Here is a 21,141-nt window from a genome sequence, read left to right as displayed (position 1 = left end):
CGGGTTTACATAAGCTAAAGCCAAAATACGAGTTGCATCTTTCTCGATAGAAATCAAAATAAAAATGGCGCAGATCTAATCATCTCTGCGCCATTTTTTATGCTATTCCGATTACTTCAATGGCGGAATCGCTTGTGGTCGTAGTGGTTTAATCGGCTGTTCTTTCAGTTTCTTCTGCAGATAATTAATCGCTGCTTCTAACTGTTTGTCTTCGCCTTTGAAGCTAGCATTCGGTGGATTGTCGACCTCAATATCAGGCGCAACACCAACACCTTCCACCATCCAGCGGCCGTCTCTCGCATCAAATTGCGCATTCTCTGCCGCGCGTACCATCCCATTGTCCGCTAGCGTATTTCTATCTGACAACCAAACCCCAGCGCCGGCGGTTCGTTTACCGACTAGTGGGCCAAGATTGAGCGCTTTGACGCCAGCTGCAAATGTTTCACCATCTGAATACGTCAGCTCATCAATTAGTACGACCAAATGACCACGGAAAGTTTGTTGCATGTTTGCGTAAGCTTGTTGTCCTGACGGCGCCCAAAACGCCCACGCTTTACGCAAGAGTTTTTCAATGATCCAGCTATCGATATTGCCACCGTTATTGCGACGCACATCGATGATTAATCCATCGCGATCATAGTTTGCATAGAAATCGCGTGCAAAACTGGAGACATCAGCAGGGGTCATTGCCCTCAGATGCAGATAGCCAATTTTGCCATTTGATGCGCGATCGACTTTGCTAGATAAACTTTGCTCCCAGTCGCTATAACGCAAGTTCGCTTGTTTCATCATATTGATCGGCGACACTAACATTGACTTGCTGTTGCTGCCACGTTTCACTTGAAGTAATACCTGCTTGTCGGCTTGATTTAATAGTAGATCAGAAATGTCGCGCACCGTGTTCACATCTTTGCCATTGATTGCAGTGATCAAGTCACCTACTTTCACGTCTAGATCGGGATTGTCGAGCGGGGCACGTTGCGATGGTAGATCGGGCTCGCTGCGATAGATGTGATCTATGCGATAGCCTTCATTGGTCTTGCTCAGCACCGCACCAAGTCCAGCCGCTACACCATCTGGTGTGGCGCGACGGATATCGCCAGGACGCACTTGTGAGTGCAATGAACTAACTTCACTGACCATTAATCCAAGCAGGTCATTTAGCTCCGCGCGATCTGTGATTCGTTCAACCAAAGGCGCGTACTTCTCACGTACTTTGACCCAATCGACGCCACGCATATTGGTATCGTATAAGAAGTCACGATGCATACGCCAAGCATCGGTGAACATTTGTTTCCATTCTTGACGTGGATTGGAGCTAAAAGTCCAATCGTCAACCTTGAGCTTGGCTTTGCTCATGTCGGGCGGTGCTTTTGCTCCAGTATCGACAACGAAGAAATCACCCGTACCATTACCGCTGTGCAGGAATACACGTTTCTTATCTAGAGATAAGTCAAAATTACGTACGCCAGCCGCGAACACTTCCGCTTGTGGCGCCGTTTTCGTGATTGCCAGTGTCTTTACATGGCTACGGCTACGATCAACTGGATCACGCTCAAGGAAATACAAGCGTTTATCGTCAGTGACTAAGCGACGATAATTGCCAGCCGCGATAGGAACTTCATACAAACGCTCAGCCAGTCCTTGATAGACAATACTGTTTGATTTTTTTGCCGCCGTATTCTCTACTTTTTTAGATTCTTTGTTGGCATCGCTAGCCTCCGTTTTGTCACTGGATTTTTCGGTTGGCTTATCGTTTGCTTTATCGTTGGCCTTATCGCCAGTTTTACTCAACTCGTCATCCGGCTTAAACGGAAAGCGATTTCCTGGTTGTAAGGCTAATGCAAAAATCCCAGCACGTTTGTCAAAATAAGTGCCCATGTTACGATCGCCCCATGGCGCACCGACACCAGGTTGGAAATTGCGATTCGATAAGAAATAGAGCCATTTTCCATCGCCAGAAAAATTTGGTGACTCTGACTCATAACGATCGGTTGTTACAAAATGCGTTTGTTTGCTGTCTAAATCGTACAAGCCGATTTGATTGCGTCCTTGACTGCTATTGCCACGTACCATCGCCAAGGTTTTACTATCGGGCGACCAGACTATTTCATCGTGGGTGCCGTGACCTTCTTTCGAAGCATCATCGATGACAGTGTTTGTTTTGGTTGCGAGTTCAAGTAACCACAGTCTGCCACGCTTGTCGGTATGTGCAATAAACTTGCCATCAGGCGAGGGCGCTAATGTGAGACGATGGGTTTCGCCATCTTTGGTTAATTGCTCTGGTTTACCATTGCCGTTGGCGGGAAAACGCCAAATTTCATTTTCGCCACTACTGTCAGCAAAAGCATAGATATAACGATCGTCGTGCGAGAATACGGCTTCGCGTGCTCTCGCACCTTCTGGTAAAACGATGTCGACACGACGTTGATTGCCGGTAGTGGCGACGGTGATTTGACCGCGTGCCGTGAATACCAATTTATCGTCTTTTGCAGCAATCTGTGTATTCGTCAAAAAGTCGAGTGGATTTTTAATATGACGTTGCCGAGATTGGTCAAAGTCGGAAACTAGGGCGAGGTTTAGTAATTTATCGTCTTGTTTATTGAGATCGAGTACGTGTAAATTGGCCCCCAACTGATACGCGATTTTGCCATCGCCTAATTGTGGATTTCTTACTTCCCAATCGCGATGCTTGGTTATGGCTTTAGCGTCGCTACCGTCGAGATTGGCTGCATAGATATTGTAGGCACCATCTCGATCACTTAAAAAATATAAGCGATTTTTCCACAGCATAGGGCGGCGGTTATTGGATTTTTCAGTCGCAAATAAATTGACAGCTTCGCTCTTCGCTTGCAGATCAAACTTCCACAATTGTGCGACCGCGCCGCCGCGGTACATTTTTGCATTGTCATTGCGTGTATGCAGACCAAGTCGGGTAAAAAATAAAGTTTTGCCTGCGTCATCTACGGCGGCTTCATTTGCATCAGTTACCGGGAAAATCTGACGTTGTAAATTTTTAGGGTTGATCGCCGAGATCACAGTTTGTGAAGTCGGACCCACTTGGTTCTGACTAGTAACCAATACTTCACCTTGCGCGCTCCAGCCTAGTACCGTGACAGCGGTATTGTCGAAGCTAATCCGTTTCGGTACGCCGCCTTGAATTGGCATCACGTAAGCTTCTTGCGCACCTTCATAAGTAGCCGAAAAAGCCAACCATTGACCGTCTTGTGATATTGCAGCATGCGTTTCTGCACCCAAGTGCGTTGTTAAGCGTTGCGCTGTGCCACCATTCGTACTTGTTTTCCATAAATCTCCTTCCGCCGTGAACACAACCGTGTCCGCGCGAATTGTCGGAAATCGTGCATACGCTTGGTTATCCGCCGCATAAGCAGAAGAGATCATTCCTGCGAGGGAGAGACTAAGAAATAATGGCTGAAGTTTCATAATTTTTCTTATCTAAAGGTTGAAATAAAAAGGCTCATCCTAGGTATTCGAGCCAAGATTTGGTCAAGGAACTCGACATCACGAGATCATATCGTTGATTTTTACAGACAGTGAGAATGTGATTTAGTTCTGCACAGATTGCGTTAAATCAGTAACTATTTGGTTATTTCAGACAAAACTGATCTTATTTTTTTGTACAAATAAAGTTTTATGTTTAAATGCTTGTAGTAAATATTGAGAGCATTTTATGCATGACAGCGCTTATTTAAGTGGCTTAAAAAAGATCCTCCTAATCGCTATTGGTTTCGTCATTTATATGGCGAACGTTCCATCTATTTACGCGGCAGAGCAAACGCAGAGTATTAGCTTGGTCGGCGAGGATGAATGGTATCCTTACGCCGCGTATAAAGACGGTAAATTGCAAGGTTGGGCAGTGGATATCATAGAAGCGGCCTTTGCTGCCGTCGACGTGAAGGTGAATTTCAAATCGGCTCCTTATGCCAGATGTTTGATGCTAGCCGAAACCGGGCAAGAGTTAGGCTGCTTTGACAGCTTGAAAGACAGCAAACTAAGTAAGGTCTTGCTGTTTCATACCGAACCTATTTTTAAAGCAGAGATCGGAATTTATGCTTTGCGGAGCTCTACCGCGAGCAATTTACAGGTGACACATTTACGCGGAAAGCAAGTCGGTGTGACACATGGATATACCTATACGGATGAAGTCGACACCGATCAAAGTATCAGCCGTGAGGTTGCACCAACCGACTTATCGAATCTTAGAAAATTAGTGCGCCAACGTTCTGAGTATTCCTTGATTTATACACGCGTGGTCGACTATTTGGTGAATCGTTATCCTGAGGAATTTAGTGGAAAGATTAAGCAGGTCGGTAGTATCGGACAAAACTCTTTGTATGTGAGTTTTTCACGTCAAAGAGCAGATTCGACTAAATATGCTGAGTTACTAGATCGTGGTTTGCGTAAGATTAAAAAGAATGGAATCTACGCGAAATTGGAACAAAAATGGAGTAAGCCAGTTCCTTAATTTGATGTCTTGTAGCTTGTCTATATCAAACTAGAAATGACTTAAATAAAAATTTAAATCACTTCTATATTTTTTAAATGCCCTAAATTTCATCCATTGAGTTACTCAGCCGAAATGCACGCAATCACAATAAAACGTGATTAGCCAAGTTGCACATCAATAGCCTATCGTCTGCGCCGCTTCATGGACTAGTTGTTTAAACAAATCATGGCGCATTTGACTAATTTCACCACGCTTAAGTGCTTCGAGAACTGTACAACCTGGCTCGGTATGATGGTGGCAGTTATAGAATTTGCAGTGGCCTAGGTGTGGCAGAAATTCTGGAAAAGCGCGTTCAAGCATACCTTCGCTTAAATGATGTAAACCGAATTCTTGAAACCCTGGTGAGTCAATCACATACGTTGCTTGATCTTGATACTCCGCCATTTGAAATAGGCGAGTGAAGGTGGTGGTGTGTTTTCCGGTATCTAATGCAGCAGAAATCTCACGTGTCGCAATTTCCGCATCGGGGATTAAGAGATTGATGAGCGACGATTTTCCCATACCCGATTGCCCAATCAAAATAGTACGTTGACCTTGTATGAGCGACAGCATTTTTTCGCGGGTTGCTTCGGCTTGTGCGGTGACAGATACTTCGTGCACTGGATAGCCAAGCGATGCATACAGAGCGATACGTTCTCTCGCTTTTGGCAAGCTTGTAGCTACGTCGATTTTGTTCAGAACAATATGGGCTTTGATGCCAGACGATTCAGAGGCGACTAAGGCTCGTGAAATCAAATCATCGGAAAAGCTAGGTTCGGTAGCGACGACAATGATCAATTGCGTTAAGTTCGCCGCAAGCATTTTCGACTTATATTGATCCGAGCGATAAAGCAAAGTGCTGCGCGGCACGATCGCTTCAATCACGCCTTGGTTGGCAGAGGTGAGTTGGTATTCAACGATATCACCAACAGCAACATCACTCTTTTTACCACGTGTTACGCAATGTAATTTGATACCCTTGGCTTGAACCAGATAGTGCCGCCCGTGAGCGGCAATCACCGTAGCTTGCTCGGTTGGACCTGATTTTTTTTGTGCAGCGATTTTTTTTGACATGCGGTGAATCAACCGAAGGTCTGCGTAAAAATCACATCGATTTTTGCTGCGCAAATGAAGTCATTTTCAGAGATACCACCTTTTCCACCATTGACAGTGTGCGTATCAAATTTGATGACACAGCGATTATAGGTGACGACTAATTCAGGATGATGGTCTTCCTCATGAATGGTGTAAGCAATCGCGTTGACGAAAGCGAGTGTTTCGTAATAATTCTTGAAGTTATAGGTTTTGACAATGCGCGGACCATCTTGTGTCCAACCTGGTGTCGCTGCAAAGTAAGTCGGCAGTTCTTGTTCTTGTAAGCCCATTTCAGTGTGCGCTGATTTTTTTGCTAAGAGATCAGAAGTTTTCATATGCGAGTTTTGATTAAGTCGTTCGGAAAATAGTTTATTTCACGCTAATTGCAGTTAGTAAATTATGCTAGTTTCGCTTGCTGGTGCAAGTGAGCAATTCTAATAGACGCGGGTGGATGCGAGTCATAGAAAGCAGAGTGTATTGGATCAGGAGTCAGTGTTGACGCATTGTCTTCATACAATTTGACAAGCGCTGAAACTAAATCACCTGCATTAGTGTGTTTCACTGCAAAAGCGTCTGCTTCAAACTCATGCTTACGCGAACTAATCGATGTTAATGGTGACAGTACAAATGTGAACACCGGCAAGGTCAGCATAAACAAAATTAATGCCATGGCATTGTTGGAGGAGGAGAATAAAATTGGATCTACGCCTAAACCTGTAAAGAACCAAACTTGTTGTTTTAAGTAACCCAGCAGAGCTAAGAATCCGAGTGAAACAAGGAACATCACTATCATTCTTTTAATAATATGTTTGAGTTTGAAATGCCCAAGCTCATGTGCCAACACTGCTTCGACTTCTTGTGGCGCTAATCTTGCAATGAGTGTATCGAAGAAAACGATACGCTTGGTTTTGCCGAAGCCTGAAAAGTAAGCATTACCGTGCGCGCTACGTTTAGAGCCATCCATCACAAATAATCCGCTAGAGGCAAAGCCAACACGCTGCATCAAGCCTTCGATGCGTAGACGCAAACTGTCATCCGCCAAAGGTGTAAACTTATTGAACAATGGCGCGATCCAGGTCGGGAAAATTAACATCATTAAGAGTTGAAAACCGGTCCACACTAACCAAGCATATAACCACCACAAATCGCCCGATTTATCCATAAGGGTGATCACTACCCAGACTAAAGGCAGACCAATCGCAGCGCCGATTAAACTGCCTTTGATTAAGTCACTGATGAATAATTTTAAATTCATTTTATTGAAGCCAAATTTTTCCTCCAACACAAATTGGCGATATAGGTCAAACGGCAAATCTAATGCGCCACTGATCAGGGCAAAGGCGGCGATTAAGCCCAGTTGGTAAGTCATGCCATCGCCTAGCCAGCGATAAAGACTCAATGATAATAATTGCAGTCCGCCGAACAGGGTAAAGCCTAACAGCACGATGACACTAAAAAATAAAGATAAAAGACCAAATTTGGTTTTTGCGATCGTGTAGTCGGCAGCCTTTTGATGTGCATCTAGCGCAATTTTCTCTTTAAATTCGGCAGGAACTTCTGCGCGATGTTTGCTCACATGACGTAGCTGGCGAGACGACAACCAGAATTGCAGGCTAACTGTGATGCCAAGAAAAACAATGAATAAAACCGAAAACGTGTATGAATTCATGGGAAAATGCTGCTTTATCAGAAAAATAGTGAAGTTAGTTATCTCAAAATTAAGCTTTTGTTTATTTTGAGAAATTAAGCAAATTAGCGTCTAGGAAGAATTATGTCACAAGAGAGCAATATCGAAGTAAATGAAACCACAACAGCAAGCGCGGTGAAACCAGCTAAGCCAAATGAGATGAATCTAATTTGGGTCGATATGGAAATGACTGGCTTAGATCCCGACAACGATAAAATTATCGAAATTGCGGTGGTTGTGACCGATATGCAGTTAAACGTATTGGCTGAAGGTCCCGTATTTGCGATTCATCAATCAGATGAAGTCTTGAATAAAATGGATGCTTGGAACAAAGGCACGCATGGTCGCTCTGGACTAATAGATCGAGTTAAAGCATCGACGATAACCGAGGCAGACGCTGAAAAGGCCTTGATTAGCTTTTTGAAAGCATATGTTCCAGCAGGAAAATCACCGATGTGCGGCAACACAATTTGCCAAGATCGTCGCTTTATGTTCCGCGGAATGCCAAAGTTGGAGGAGTTTTTCCATTATCGAAATCTCGATGTGTCGACCTTGAAAGAGTTGTGTCGTCGCTGGAAGCCAGCCTTAGCAAGTGGCTTTAAAAAACATCAAAAACATACAGCCTTAGCCGACATCATCGAATCGATTGAGGAATTAAAATACTATCGCGAGCACTTTATCAAGGAGTAGTCGATCGCATCTTGATCGTTTATTGGTGCAGTTGTATTCGTCATAGTCTGCTTGTCATTGTATTGAGTTAAGGAAAGTTTGCGCTGAGCGCTAATTGCTAATCATAAATTGCTATTCATTAAATGTATTTTACTTTTATTAAATAGATACACTTTCTATACGCTTTGAGAAGTATTTGTTTAATTTAAAAATAATTTGATATGTATAGTGATGATTCTTTTTTGTTATTTTTAAGGGGGAATCAATGACTAGCAAACGCGTAAAAACCAGTGTCCTGATGTCAGCTTTGGTGCTGTTATTGTCAGCATGTAATACGATTGCGACGAAAACAAATATGCTTTCAGATGACGATGTAAAGACGAAGACTGCGGGTGCCTTAGGCGTGCAGCCAAATGACGTCGTTGTAGTGAATAAACACGTCGATGGCACCAATACTTATGTCGCAGTTAAAGCAAATGGCGGTGAATATAATTGCGTGATCAATGGTGGTAATTTGCTGAGTTTTGGCATGACGAATCCACCAACATGCGCCAAAAAAGGAACGCCTTTAAATAGTAGTAGTCCGTTTAAATAATCAGCGCGATTGCTCATCAAATTTAGCGATGTTTAGGCATCTTCTCTAAGTTGCACATGATTGAATCTGTAATCTTTAAGTAAAAATGGCTGCTTCTCGTAAAAGAAGCAGCCATTTTTTATGTTAGTGAGCGAGAGTTTATACGCCCAGTAATTCAACTTCAAAAATTAAAGTTGCGTTTGGTGGAATCACGCCGCCTGCACCGCGTGGTCCGTAGCCTAGGGCGGATGGAATCGTTAGTAAGCGAGTCCCGCCAACTTTCATTCCTTGTACGCCTTCATCCCAACCTTTAATTACTTGACCAGCGCCAAGTGCAAATTCAAATGGCTGGCCGCGATCTTTGCTTGAATCAAATTTTTTGCCGGCGCTGCCGTCTGGGTTTTGTAACCAGCCTGTGTAATGTACTTCGACGTTTTTACCAGCAGTGGCTTCCGCACCGCTACCTTCGACTTTATCTTCGTATTGCAGACCGCTGACAGTAGTGATAGAGGACATAATTGATCCTTGAATAAGAGTAATGAAAAATAGGTGGCGCAATTGTAGATCAAAAGCCTAGGTCTTTGTATCTTTGTGCATGTGTCTATATTGTTAATGCAAGGTAGAATACCTGTCTGTGTTGTTCTCTGTTTATAAAGGTAATTGCATGAATTTATCCGCACTGATGCGATCTTGGGCGCAAGCGTTTGCGACGCAGTTTCGCTTCAAAATAATCTTGTTGAGCATAATTCCATTAATTAGTTCTGTATTGCTGTGGGGCGGATTAATGGCGTGGCGTTTGCAAGCGGTGATCGACTTTTTTCAATCCTATTTTGCGGCAAACGAGGCCTATTCGAGTGCAGCGCAGGTGTTGAATTCACTGGGTTTATTGGCATTAAAAACCGTGGTGATTCCCTTATTGGCGATGTGGGTGCTGCTACCAGTGGTGATCATTAGCAGTTTACTGTTTATCGGCGTCTTGATTATGCCAGTCATTTCTAAGCATGTAGGAGAAAGAGATTTTCCCTCATTAGAAAAACGCTATGGGGCATCATTTTTACGCAGCTTTGGCTTTTCATTGGGCTCGGTTTTTCTATTTGTGCTGGGCTGGGTAATCACTTTGCCACTGATTTTTATTCCACCAATTTATGTCTTTGTGCAGCCCTTACTGTGGGGATGGTTAACCTACCGTGTCATGAGCTATGATGCATTGGCGATGTTTGCCGAACCAGAAGAACGTAAGCAAATTGTGTCGAAATATCGTGGTTCGCTTTTATTAATTGGTTTGATTGCCGGGTGGTTTAGTTCTTTGCCATCCATGCTATGGCTGGGAAGTGCGATTTCTGTGGCGCATTTATTTTTCTTCCCCATCATCGCTAGCATGGCTATTTGGGTTTATCTCTTGATTTTTATTTTTACTGGCTTGTGGTACCAACATTTTTGTTTGCGTGCACTACAAGACTTACGTCAAACCTCTGCACCAGATATGAGACTGGCAGTTGGTATTGATGCACAAGGTAATTCACAGATATAGGAGTAAGTGATGGGAATTGGTTTAATTATTATTGGCGATGAAATTCTCTCTGGCAAAAGGATAGACCAACATTTGCCGAAAGTGATTGAGATTCTGAAGGAACGTGGCTTGAGCTTGGATTGGGCTGAGTATGTTGGTGATGATCGCGTTCGAATCACTAATCTACTCAAGCGCAGCTTTGCCAGTGGTGATATTGTTTTTAGTACTGGTGGAATTGGTGCGACACCTGACGATCATACTCGCCAGTGTGCAGCGGCAGCTTTGGGATTGCCGATAGTCTTGCATCCTGAGGCAAAAAAACTTATTCAAGAGCGCATTACCGAGATGCATGTAGGATCTGAACATGCGCTTGATCTCAATAGCCCAGATCATTTACATCGATTGAAAATGGGGGAGTTTCCTGAAGGTGCCGATATTATCCCTAATCCATTCAATAAAATTCCGGGCTTTGCCATACAGCAGCATTATTTTGTACCAGGGTTTCCAGTAATGGCGTGGCCAATGATTGCTTGGGTGTTGGATACACACTACGCACATCTATTTCATCAACAGGCCTCTGATGAAAAAGCGGTATTAGTATTCGAAGTTGCAGAATCCTTGTTAACGCCGATGATGGAAGAACTTGAATCGCGTTATCCATTAATCAAAGTGTTTAGTTTGCCCAGTGTTGGAACCGACACAATGCGACGGCATATTGAGTTAGGCGTTAAAGGCGATCCAACGCAAGTGCAATTGGCGTTTGCTGACATGTTGCAAGGCTTAGATCAATTTCAATCAGAGTATCAAAAACTAGCTTAGTGAAATCGCTTGGATCAATCGGATCAAATGGATCAAATGGATCAAATGGATCAAATGGATCAAATGGATCAAATGGATCATATCAACTTGGTTTTTATAAACGATGCCTAAGATTAAATTTACGCTGATTTCTACCAAAGATGCCTTGATTGCATTTGGCCCGATTGCGCTGATGATTATTGCGGTGATACTGGCAGCCTATTATGTGGTTGACCCAGCACCGGGTAGAACATTGGACTTTAGTGCGGGGCAGGAAAATAGCGCTTACGAACGCTTTGCAAAGCAGTATGCAGAAGAATTAGCGCAGAACCAAATTACCTTGCGTATTCACAAATCGCAAGGATCGCAAGAAAATCTACAACACATCGCTGACTTGGATTCAAAGATTGATATTGGCTTTGTGCAGAGTGGCTCAACGACGGAGAAAGATGCCCAAGAAAAAGGTTTGATTTCTTTAGGTAGTTTATTTTACGAACCGATCTGGATATTTTATCGAGGTAAAAAAGAAGTCACGAGCTTAACCGAGTTCAAAGCTAAGCGTGTGAATGTTGGCCCTGATGGATTTGGCGTGCGACGTTTATTTCAACAGCTTCTGTCAGTGAATAATCTGGATGAAAATCAATTAGAGATACATCAGTTGGAGAGCACGCCAGCAACGGTTGCATTTGTGAATGAACAGATCGATGTGTTGGTAATGAGTTCGGCATCGGATTCACAATTGATTCAGATGCTATTACAAACGCCGGGTGTCAAGTTATTTGATTTTGTACAGGCAGAAGCTTATACCCGTCGCTTTCCATTTTTGTCGCACGTGGTGCTGCCACGTGGTATTGTCGATATGGGAAGAGATATTCCTTCACGCGATTACCATTTAATTTCACCGACTGCGACCTTGGTCGCACATGAAAGTTTGCATCCAGCTTTAATCAGTTTATTTTTGCAAGCTGCCAAGAAAATTCATGGTGGCGCGAATTGGTTTAGCAAGCAGGGTGAATTCCCATCTGACCGTTATACCGAAATTACAGTCGAACCGCAGGCTGAAAAATTTTATAAAAGTGGCCCACCATTTTTGCAGCGATATCTGAGTTTTTGGATGTCGAATTTCTTGGAGCGTATGTGGGTCTTGTTCATCGCCTTTGGTGCATTGGCGTTACCGCTATCGAAAATTATTCCTCCATTGTATGTGTGGCGTGTGCGCTCGCGTATCTATCGTTGGTATGGACAATTGCGCGCGGTAGAGCACGCGCTAGATGAAGCATCGCCTGAGCAAAAGCAACAAATCGCCCAACAGCAATTACAAAGACTCAATGAAATCGAAAATAAAGTGAATCACATTTCTATTCCTTTAGCTTATGCAGAAGAGTTATATGGCTTACGAAGCCACATACAGTTTGTCCGTAAGCGCGTTCAGAATGGTGTTTGAGAGAATTTGATTTGCAGCAAAAAAATTGCAAATAAGTTGCAAGTAAGTTGAAAGTAAGTCGCAAATAAGTTGGAAGAGAGCGGTGAGGTTGCGGCGAGGGTACTGCTAAGATGTAGCTATAAGGCTACTGTGACCCTACTATCACGCCAAGTATGCAGATTAGAAATTCTATTAACTTCTATTTAATAAACCCCATCAGTACAGAGACACACGAAATTACAAGACGGAGGGGAGTATCTTGTTTTTTCACAGGTAGGTGTGTGTCTCTGTACATCAGTGGTTCTTTATGATCAGTCAAAGAGCTATCAAAAATGGGTGCGACCTATCTTGTTACTTGTTGCAATCGTCGGCTTAAAGCTTATGCAACTAGATTCACATTCAAACATATTCGCTGAGCTAAGACTGTCGGCATTTCGTTAAGTTCTATGTAAATTGTCTTAAATTTGTAATTTACTTTTAGTGTTTATTTCTTGTGCGTATTTCTCGTGCTTACTTTTATTACTTGCTCCGAGTGTTTAGTCACAAACATCGGCATGAATTCATCCTTGATCATGTGAAGTGCACAAAGTTTGTTACTGGAGAGGGAGTGTCTTCAGTTCAGCCTTAGAAAACCAAAAATAGTTATTAGGGATAGGCAGATAAGATTGAGGGTATTGTTAACCAATACTTTTCCTGATTTTTGAACTTTTTTGCGTAGTTGGCATTTTGCTCAATAGCGGCAATGGTATTCGACTTATTTGTGGCTTCTCATTTATTGTTCCTCAGTGGTGTCAATAATTCACGTAAATTATTGTGATCAATTTCATACATCAGTTCTAACAGCCTGCCGATTTCGCCACGTGGAAATCCTTCGCGAGCAAACCATCCTAAATAGTGGCCAGGTAAGTCCGCGAGTAAGCGACCTTGAAATTTACCGTAAGGCATCGTTTTTGTGACTAAAGAAATTAAATCATCTGTTTGCATAGTTTTTGATCGCCATATGGCTGCCTTCGTTTGGTTGGACGGTCTTGATTACATGAAAAATTCTGGAGGGTCGATGCTACAATCGCAGCCCATCTTGCTCATTTTATCGAATACTCAATCTCATGAATATGCCATTACATCCTGCCAATTCATCCTACCCAACGCCTTATGAAATAGGGAATCAAAATCAAACAAGTACATGGGATGCTTGTATTGCGTTTTATGAGAAATTGGCCGAGGACTTTCCACAGGTTTTACATTTTTCGCAAATTGGTGTTTCCGATAACGGCATTCCTATGCATGCAGGCGTAATCACTGCGGATGCGGTATTTGATCGTGAAACTTTAAAAGCGGCAGGGCGTCCTATCTTTTTTAATAACAATGGTATTCATCCCGGCGAACCTGAGGGAATCGATGCTTGCATGGCCTTGGTACGTGATTTTTGTATTCAGCCTGAGCGTCTCGCTGCTTTGGGAAAAACGGTGTTCTTGTTTATTCCTATCTATAACGTTGATGGATGTTTAAACCGTCAAAATACTTCGCGCGTCAATCAAGATGGTCCGGAAATGTTTGGTTTCCGCGCAAACGCCCGCAATCTTGATTTGAATCGTGATTTTGTGAAGTGTGATAGCTTGGCTGCGCAAGTGTTCAATCGATTCTTTGCCATGTGGGATCCCGATGTGATGGTGGATACCCATACTTCAAATGGAGCAGACTACAGCTACACGATGACCTTGATTCAAACTCAGGCAGATAAACTCGGCGATGGTTTGGGACCATTTCTCAGAGAAACTATGCTGCCAGAAATTTATGCGCAGATGGAACAACGTGGGTGGCCGACTTGCCCATATGTGAATCCGGTTAAAGTGACTCCCGATGATGGGATTGAAGATTTTTTAGAGGTGCCGCGTTTCTCTACAGGATTTGCAGCATTACATCACACTATTGGTTTTATGCCAGAAACGCATATGCTAAAACCATATGCTGATCGCTATGATTCGATGCGCGCATTGGTTGAAGTGGTGTTAGATTTTACTATTGCGCGTGCAGCCCAGATTCAAACTTTGCGACTAGAAGCCAAGCAAAATGCAGCGCAGAAAAAGCAGTGGCCTGTCACCTGGAAGGCCGATTACTCTCGTCCATCACGCTTTCGTTTTAAAGGCTATCAGGCGGTGTATAGCCCAAGTAAGATCGGTAGCTACATGCGTTTATCCTATGACCGTAATCAAGTATGGGAAAAAGATATCGAGTACTTTGATCACTTCGTCGAAGATGTTGTGGTGAAAGCACCGAAAGCGTATTTGATCCCACAAGCATGGCGTGAAGTGATTGAGCGTTTGCAATGGAATGGTGTGGTGTTGGAAAAGCTCAGCGAAGATCGCAGTATGCAGGTTCAGGCTTACCATATTGTGGATGTGCAATCGCGCGCAAATGCTTATGAAGGACATATGTTTCATGATGCGATGGAATTGTCGGTGACTACGCAGACAATCAATGCCAGAGCTGGAGATTATGTGTTATCGCTAAATCAGCCGAATGCGCGTTACGCGGTCGAGACTTTAGAGCCGCAAGCGCATGACAGTTTTTTCCGTTGGGGATTCTTTAATAGTGTCTTGGAGAAGAAAGAAGCATTCTCTGACTACGTGTTTGAAGATAGTGCCTATGAGATGTTGCAGACGGAACCTGAGTTAGCCGAGAAGTTCGCGGTTTGGAAAGCCGCTAATCCCTCACTATTAGATAATCAGGAAGCTGTATTGAGTTTTATCTTCGCCAATGGCAAGCGCTTCCATGAACCTGAGTGGCGTCGCTATCCTATCTATTCTATTGTTGAGTGAGATGACGATAGTTTTTTATGAGTTCACGCAGCAACCCAGATATTGGGTTGCGCATGACGAAGATGGTTATTGGTTAGTGCCGGCCAGAGAGCAAGGCTGGCACGAACGCTCTCCATTTGTCGGACACGCGACGAATTTAATTCCTCTACTCGACTTTGATGGCATCGACCTTGGTTTGCCTGCGCTTAGTTAGTTCTGATTTTTTTAGTTGGCGATTTGCGGTGCGACTAGCGGAAGCTCTATGACGAAACATGCACCTTCATGCTCTTTGCTATGCACGGCGATGTTGCCGCCTAAAATCGAATGCACGATGTTATAGCTAATATGTAAGCCGAGGCCGCTGCCACCTTGTCCTAGTCGTGTGGTGAAAAAGGGCTCAAAAATACGTTTGAGATTTTTCTGTGGAATGCCCTTGCCATTGTCTTGGCATTGAATCACAACCAAGGATTTATTTGCCAACTCGGCGGTGATGACGATGCGTCCCGGTTCACCTGAATCGAATCCGTGTACTATCGCGTTAATGATCAGATTACTTAAAACTTGTCCTAATGATCCGGGATAACTATCGATCAAAATACCGGGTTCGATATTGACTTCTAGTTGATGTCCCTCGCGCCGAATCCGTGCAGCTAGGGTTCTCGCAAGTTCTTCACATATTTTCGCCAGATCAAATCGTCGGCGTTGATTTGAAGTCTGATCCGCCGATATTTGTTTGAAGCTTGCTACCAATTGGGCAGATGTATCTAGATTCCTTACGATAATATCGACTGCTTCTGTCGAGTTTCGACAGTATCTTTCCATCTCTGAGCGCTTTAAATTACCGCCCTGTATTGTTTGGATAAACTCATCATTTTTTTCTTTGAGCGCGCTCGCCACCAGTAAGCTATTGCCTATTGGTGTATTTAACTCATGCGCAACACCAGCGACGATAGAACCTAAGGCCGCGAGTTTTTCCTGTTCGACCAGTTTTGATTGGGTTAATTTCACTCGCTCGTAAGCACGCGCTTTATCAAGTGCAACTGCGGCGTAAGCCCCCAAGGTTCGAAGCATGTCGAGATGGGTTGAATCATAAGCGTAAGGGCGCGCACTTAATACCGTGATTACACCGATGACTTGTTCATCGATCAGCATCGGTACGTATAAGCCTGAATTTGTACGCGTTACTTCTGAGTTGTCGATGCGCTGGTTATAGACGGAATCTTGAAGTGTGTGATTGACGACCGTATTGTTGTATTCAAACTGCCCAATGTTCAATTCTTTCGCTTGCAATATGCATTGTGCTGCGGGTTGATTTACATCGTCTAAGTGTCGGTAATAGCGTTTGGTTTGTACGCCACGGTCTAGTACATTGTCGAAGCTGACGATACGCTGATCCCAGTCGACCATGCCGATGCCATAAACATCGGCGTCCATTAATTTTGAGACATGCGTATAAAACACTTTTTGAATTGCTTCGATGTCTAGGGATGCGCTAATTTCTCTACCAATTTCACTTAATAGCGTAATGTCGTGCCGCGCTTTATCTGCGATTTCACGTTCTTGTTCGGCAATTTCTTTTTCTCTGCGTAGTTGTTCTTTCTGCACTTGTACTTCTTGCGTGCGTAAATTGACTTGCAGCTCTAGTTGGTCGCGCGCACGTTTTAAGAAGCCAACACGAAACCGATAGAACCAAATAAACAGCGCAGAGATACTTAGAGTTAAGAGCGAGATAAACCACCAACTTTTCCAAAATGGTGGAAAAACTTTGATCTTTAATGTCAGCGCGGTTTCGTTCCAATCACCGGTTGAACTTGCTACTTTCACTTTGAGCGTGTAATTACCTTGATCCAAATTGGTATAGGTCGCGAGTGCCTCGCCGGGTTTGCCGTAAATCCATTCGTTATCGAAACCCTCTAGCTGCCAAGCATATCGATTTTGTTTGTGGTCATAAAATTGCAAAGCGGAGAATTCGAAACTTATCATGCTGTACTTGGGTGAGAGTCTTATTTCCTTTGCTTCATGTATCAGCGTGTTTACACCAATTTCCGCTAGATTATGCTGGTGCGTATCAGCCTGCTTTGACGCTACATAATTGGTTTGCAGGGTTTGCTGAATTTGTTTATCCGCTACGCTTGAATTCTTGAGTGAGCGGTTGAATACTAAAATGTCGGACAACACGACTTGCACTAGCGATTGATTGTCCTGTAACTCTTGAGGATGAAATGCAATCAAGCCCCATGCTCCAAAGAATAAGCGGCCGTCCTTTGCTTTTGTGCTAGCGCCAAAATTAAAACTACCCGTCACAGGTCCATTGAAATTGCTGTAAACACGCGCGCTTGTGGTATCGATCGATAATTTCACTAGACCCTTTTCGGCTCCTAACCATAAATTTCCAATGGCGTCCTCTTGTATGCTGATGACCCAGCCGGCAGGCATGCCCTTGATCTTGTTCCAAGGCTTTAATTGCCACTGATCTTGATGTTGGATTAGCTGAAATAATCCAGTCGAGGTACCAACCCAAATGCGACCTGCTGAATCTTGGTGTAAGCCGTAAATTGATAGCGAGTTTGGATTTTTTAGTTCACTATTGGGGCGAATCGCCTGTATAAATTGTTGCTTCCCACGGTCCCATAATTGCAGACCACCTTTGGTACCGATCCAGATTCTTCCTTCTTTGTCTTCCAATAAGCAATCGACAGTGTCATGACTTAAAGCCCCGGTTTGATTTGGATTGGCTTTATAGGTCCTTACTTGTAGGTCAGGAGAAATTCGATATAAACCATTACCACTGCCGGCCCATGTATCACCATGTCGATCGATGATGATGGAACTGATTGATCCCGCACTAGGGCTATTTGGCGACAATGGAATTTTTTGCGACCGTTTGATTTGCGGATCAAATAAAGTTAAGCCGTCATCACCACCAAGCCACAATCGACGATCAGTTTCTAAATGTAATGCCTTCATAAAGCGTAAGCCAGTTTGTGTGCTCGTAAAATGCTGCGCTTCGCCGGTCTCAAGATCTAAATAGTTGAGTGCGCCGCCGTAGCTGGCGACCCAAGCCTTGCCTGCGCGGTCCACATTTATCGACATGACATTGTTATTGCTAAGACTGTTTTTCTCTTCTTCAAGATGAAAATAATGAGTGAAGCTTTTGCTTCGTAAATTGACTAAGCTGATACCGTAACCCCAAGTACCCACCCACAAAGTACCAGTGCGATCTTGAAATAGTGAGGCGATGGAGTTGTTGATGATGCTTGAGCTTAAGGTTGGATAGTTTTTGTACTGTTCTATCTTTATTGGTTGCTCGGTTTGATCTGTACGAATACGATAGAGGCCAATGCTGCCACCAAATCCTATCCACATTGATTTTGCTTCATCCATGAGGATTGCAAAGATACGTTCTTTCGGTAAGTTGATTTGCGTGTCAATAATGTCGAGTTTCGGTTCTGGCTTGGCGACATTCCAAACTTGTAAACCTGTTTGGGTTCCCAGCCATAAACGCCCCTGATTATCTAGTTGCATGAAACGTATCGATGCATCGACTCGCGCTTTGTTAGGTGTGACACTTGCCGCATCAAATTGCACATCAAGTTGTGCAGATTCATTCAGATGGAACACCCGTGATCCCAAGGCTGCCCAAACGCCGCCGCGGCCGTCACTCGCTAGCGAGCGTAGTAGGGCACCAGAATCTCCAGTCAGTTTGATGGCTGTAAATCCTTGTTGATTGGTGGCATGCGGATCGAATAAATAAAGTTGTTGCTGGGTCGCGATCCAAATTTTGTCGTTGATATTTGATGCTAAACACCAAATACGTTTTTGCTGAAAAGAGAGCTCGCTAGGCATCGCTACGCGTTCAATTTTTTCGGTTTTAGTGTCAAGTCTATCGAGACCACCAGAGGTACCTATCCATAAATAGTTTTGATGTCCTTTCAAGATGGCCGACACCAATGGACCACTCAAACTATTTTCATCTTCAGGATTGGCCTTCCATTCACGTGCGTGCCGACCATCAAAGCGAACTAAGCCAGTTGAGGTTCCTAACCACATCAATCCTTGTTCATCTTGATAAATGCTTGGGATGGAGCCGTCAGATAATCCTTGTTCTTGTGAAATATGGGTGAAGCGTAAGGTTTGTTTGGAATTGGCATAGGCTTGATCTGCGCCAGTGCAGGCTAGCCAAATAATTAGGCAGCAGATGGTGTGGAATACTCTTTGAAATCCAAGGCATTGCATGGCGATCACGACCTTTAAGATTGTGTTTCAACGCAGAGTTTGGTGAGATATTCTGATTACTAGTGATTCACTGTATTCCTGCTGTTCTGGTGCGTCAATCAAAACACATTGATGTGAAGAAAATTTTGCAACGCTTAGCGCCACTGTATAGATAAACCGGCCAGCTTGGACTATTGCTGAAACCTTAAGGCTTATCTTTGTCTAAAAAATATCGAGGGCAATTGATGATTGTTAGTAACGACACATTTATTGATGCAGAGAAAGCTGCATAAAACGCAGGATAATTGATTTTTGTCGTAAATCGAGAACAGAGTATTTGTCTGAATTTTAACTTCGAAATCTTTTTCCGAGATTTTTCTAATTAATTCTTTGCAGTGTCGTAAAAACTCACTAGAATCAAGTCGTTAGGCAAAATTGTTTGTCGAATTAAGGAGACTACTATGAAGAAAATGATTATTGGCGCGTGTTTGGGATTGGCTGTTGCAGGAAGCGCTTGTGCGATTGAAGCAGCGAAACCAGTTGATACCTCTGTAGACGGTATTTTTACTGCTTTGTCTACTAGCCGTAATTTACAAAAGACAGTTGATCAACTGATTGCAAACGGTGCGAATCATCACTCAGTAGTATCCATCGCTGCTGCAGCTGGTATCCCACAAAGCAAGATCATGAAATTGCAAGTCTGCGTGAATTCTGTATCCGCTGACTCCACAACTCTGGGTGCAACTTGTATGCGTCCAAAAACAGTCATGACTGCATACGAAAGTGGTTTGAATGATCCACTCGCTTATTTGCCAGCAACAGCAGCGGGTAAGAAAGCTAAAAAATAATTTTTCATCAGGAAAATAAACAAAAAAGCAGCTTCGGCTGCTTTTTTGTTTTGTCCTTTAATTTTGATTTCGGTCTGCCTCGTGATCAGGGCTTGACCAAAAGTCGGCACTGCAATTGCTGACGACATGGTAACAAACTAGCATAGTCGCTCATCAGCCTATCAGTTACAATCATGCGCATTATTTCAAAATATTCTTTGCATGTTTAAAACGATCCGTATTTTCATTTTGTTGTTTATCTTAGCTGCTGTTAGCTATTCTGGTTATCGGGCTAAAACACAGTCCGTCGAGTGGAAGTACACTTTGATGGTCAACCTGTACCCGATCAATGGAGATGGCAGCGAGATCGCAGAGGATTATATTTCTCGCTTAACGCATGATGAATTTGCGTCGATTGAACAGTTTATGCTGACCGAAGCGGAGAAGTATGGGCGTACTCAGCATGCTTCGATCCAGATTCGTTTACAAAGAAAGCTGGCAAAACGTCCTCCCGCGCCACCCGCAAATGCCAATGTGTTGGAAGTGATGTGGTGGAGTTTGCAATTTCGTTGGTGGGCTTATCGCAATGCGAAAGTGCAGGGGCCGGGAACCCAAGTACGGTTGTTTGTTCAATATTTCGATCCGCAAAGACAGCAGGTACATCATTCAACTGCCTTGCAAGAGGGCTTGATCGGTCAGGTGAATGTGTTTGCTAGTACGGAAATGCGTGAAAAAAATAATGTTGTGATTGCACACGAGTTTCTTCATACCTTGGGTGCCACGGATAAGTACGATATGAGCACCGATTTTCCGGTGTTCCCAGATGGTTATGCCGAGCCAGACAAGACCCCCTTACATCCGCAGCGCTTTGCTGAGATCATGGGCGGACGTTTGGCTTTAAATCAGTTTGATGCTGTCATTCCTAGCCATCTGAATCGTGTTGTGATCGGCACTAAAACCGCGCAGGAAATTCGGTTTCTCGCCAAACCAGACAGCAATTAGTTTAAAAAATAATCTTCGTTGGTAGATTTTAGGAGC

General features: G+C 43.6%; 17 protein-coding genes. 10 read left to right on the top strand and 7 right to left on the bottom strand.

Annotation, left to right across the window (positions count from 1 at the left end):
• Positions 1-111: 111 nt before the first annotated feature.
• On the bottom strand, positions 112-3,444 hold the full coding sequence (locus tag IE103_RS04375; protein WP_189344742.1) for a S41 family peptidase: 3,333 nt from the start codon (positions 3,442-3,444) through the stop codon (positions 112-114).
• Positions 3,445-3,691: 247 nt separating this feature from the next.
• Here IE103_RS04375 and IE103_RS04370 point away from each other — a divergent pair, with 247 nt between their 5' ends.
• Positions 3,692-4,486 (top strand): substrate-binding periplasmic protein, encoded by a 795-nt coding sequence (locus IE103_RS04370; protein WP_189344741.1) that lies wholly within the window; start codon positions 3,692-3,694, stop codon positions 4,484-4,486.
• 156 nt (positions 4,487-4,642) lie between these two features.
• Here IE103_RS04370 and rsgA read toward each other — a convergent pair whose 3' ends face one another.
• The 3 genes from rsgA to IE103_RS04355 all read right to left on the bottom strand — a co-directional run bounded on the left by rsgA (position 4,643) and on the right by IE103_RS04355 (position 7,271).
• Positions 4,643-5,581, bottom strand: a complete 939-nt coding sequence (gene rsgA, locus IE103_RS04365; protein ID WP_189344740.1) for a ribosome small subunit-dependent GTPase A — start codon at positions 5,579-5,581, stop codon at positions 4,643-4,645.
• Positions 5,582-5,589: 8 nt separating this feature from the next.
• Positions 5,590-5,937 (bottom strand): 4a-hydroxytetrahydrobiopterin dehydratase, encoded by a 348-nt coding sequence (locus IE103_RS04360; RefSeq protein ID WP_189344739.1) that lies wholly within the window; start codon positions 5,935-5,937, stop codon positions 5,590-5,592.
• Positions 5,938-5,999: 62 nt separating this feature from the next.
• Positions 6,000-7,271 (bottom strand): M48 family metallopeptidase, encoded by a 1,272-nt coding sequence (locus IE103_RS04355; protein ID WP_189344738.1) that lies wholly within the window; start codon positions 7,269-7,271, stop codon positions 6,000-6,002.
• Positions 7,272-7,373: 102 nt separating this feature from the next.
• On the opposite strand from IE103_RS04355, the gene orn reads away from it, so the two are divergent.
• The gene (gene orn, locus IE103_RS04350) at positions 7,374-7,979 is read left to right on the top strand and encodes an oligoribonuclease (protein WP_189344737.1); all 606 of its coding nucleotides are present in this window, start codon (positions 7,374-7,376) and stop codon (positions 7,977-7,979) included.
• Between the two features lie 244 nt (positions 7,980-8,223).
• Positions 8,224-8,553: a hypothetical protein gene (locus IE103_RS04345; protein WP_229827061.1), complete on the top strand. Its 330-nt coding sequence runs from the start codon at positions 8,224-8,226 to the stop codon at positions 8,551-8,553.
• Positions 8,554-8,691: 138 nt separating this feature from the next.
• Here the strand turns inward: IE103_RS04345 and IE103_RS04340 are convergent, their stop codons facing one another.
• Positions 8,692-9,048 carry an FKBP-type peptidyl-prolyl cis-trans isomerase gene (locus IE103_RS04340; protein ID WP_189344736.1) on the bottom strand — a complete coding sequence of 119 codons (357 nt, stop codon included), beginning with the start codon at positions 9,046-9,048 and terminating at the stop codon, positions 8,692-8,694.
• A 148-nt stretch (positions 9,049-9,196) separates the two neighbouring features.
• Here IE103_RS04340 and IE103_RS04335 point away from each other — a divergent pair, with 148 nt between their 5' ends.
• The 3 genes from IE103_RS04335 (at position 9,197) to IE103_RS04325 (ending at position 12,284) form a co-directional block, all read left to right on the top strand.
• Positions 9,197-10,063 carry an EI24 domain-containing protein gene (locus IE103_RS04335; protein WP_189344735.1) on the top strand — a complete coding sequence of 289 codons (867 nt, stop codon included), beginning with the start codon at positions 9,197-9,199 and terminating at the stop codon, positions 10,061-10,063.
• A 9-nt stretch (positions 10,064-10,072) separates the two neighbouring features.
• On the top strand, positions 10,073-10,861 hold the full coding sequence (locus IE103_RS04330) for a competence/damage-inducible protein A (protein WP_189344734.1): 789 nt from the start codon (positions 10,073-10,075) through the stop codon (positions 10,859-10,861).
• A gap of 103 nt (positions 10,862-10,964) precedes the next feature.
• Positions 10,965-12,284, top strand: a complete 1,320-nt coding sequence (locus tag IE103_RS04325) for a TAXI family TRAP transporter solute-binding subunit (protein WP_189344733.1) — start codon at positions 10,965-10,967, stop codon at positions 12,282-12,284.
• 747 nt (positions 12,285-13,031) lie between these two features.
• On the opposite strand, the gene IE103_RS04320 is transcribed toward IE103_RS04325, so the two are convergent.
• A complete protein-coding gene (locus tag IE103_RS04320) occupies positions 13,032-13,247 on the bottom strand; it encodes a DUF3820 family protein (RefSeq protein WP_189344732.1) in 216 nt (71 codons plus the stop codon).
• A 122-nt stretch (positions 13,248-13,369) separates the two neighbouring features.
• Between IE103_RS04320 and IE103_RS04315 the strand changes: the two genes are divergently transcribed.
• Together IE103_RS04315 and IE103_RS04310 are read left to right on the top strand one after the other, a co-directional pair.
• Positions 13,370-15,082: a M14 family zinc carboxypeptidase gene (locus IE103_RS04315; RefSeq protein ID WP_229827060.1), complete on the top strand. Its 1,713-nt coding sequence runs from the start codon at positions 13,370-13,372 to the stop codon at positions 15,080-15,082.
• A 1-nt stretch (position 15,083) separates the two neighbouring features.
• Complete coding sequence (locus tag IE103_RS04310) at positions 15,084-15,275, top strand: hypothetical protein (RefSeq protein WP_189344731.1); 192 nt, start codon at positions 15,084-15,086, stop codon at positions 15,273-15,275.
• Between the two features lie 11 nt (positions 15,276-15,286).
• Here IE103_RS04310 and IE103_RS04305 read toward each other — a convergent pair whose 3' ends face one another.
• Positions 15,287-19,297, bottom strand: coding sequence for a two-component regulator propeller domain-containing protein (locus IE103_RS04305; protein ID WP_189344730.1), 4,011 nt, complete (start codon positions 19,295-19,297; stop codon positions 15,287-15,289).
• Between the two features lie 440 nt (positions 19,298-19,737).
• Between IE103_RS04305 and IE103_RS04300 the strand changes: the two genes are divergently transcribed.
• Both IE103_RS04300 and IE103_RS04295 read left to right on the top strand, forming a co-directional pair.
• Positions 19,738-20,124 (top strand): hypothetical protein, encoded by a 387-nt coding sequence (locus tag IE103_RS04300; RefSeq protein ID WP_189344729.1) that lies wholly within the window; start codon positions 19,738-19,740, stop codon positions 20,122-20,124.
• A gap of 201 nt (positions 20,125-20,325) precedes the next feature.
• Positions 20,326-21,105, top strand: coding sequence for a metallopeptidase domain-containing protein (locus IE103_RS04295; protein WP_189344728.1), 780 nt, complete (start codon positions 20,326-20,328; stop codon positions 21,103-21,105).
• The last annotated feature ends 36 nt before the right edge of the window (positions 21,106-21,141 follow it).

The sequence above is a fragment of the Affinundibacterium macrobrachii genome, from assembly GCF_014652415.1.
Classification (GTDB): Bacteria; Pseudomonadota; Gammaproteobacteria; order Burkholderiales; family Burkholderiaceae_D; genus Undibacterium; species Undibacterium macrobrachii.
This window is presented reverse-complemented; position numbering and strand designations above follow the sequence as displayed.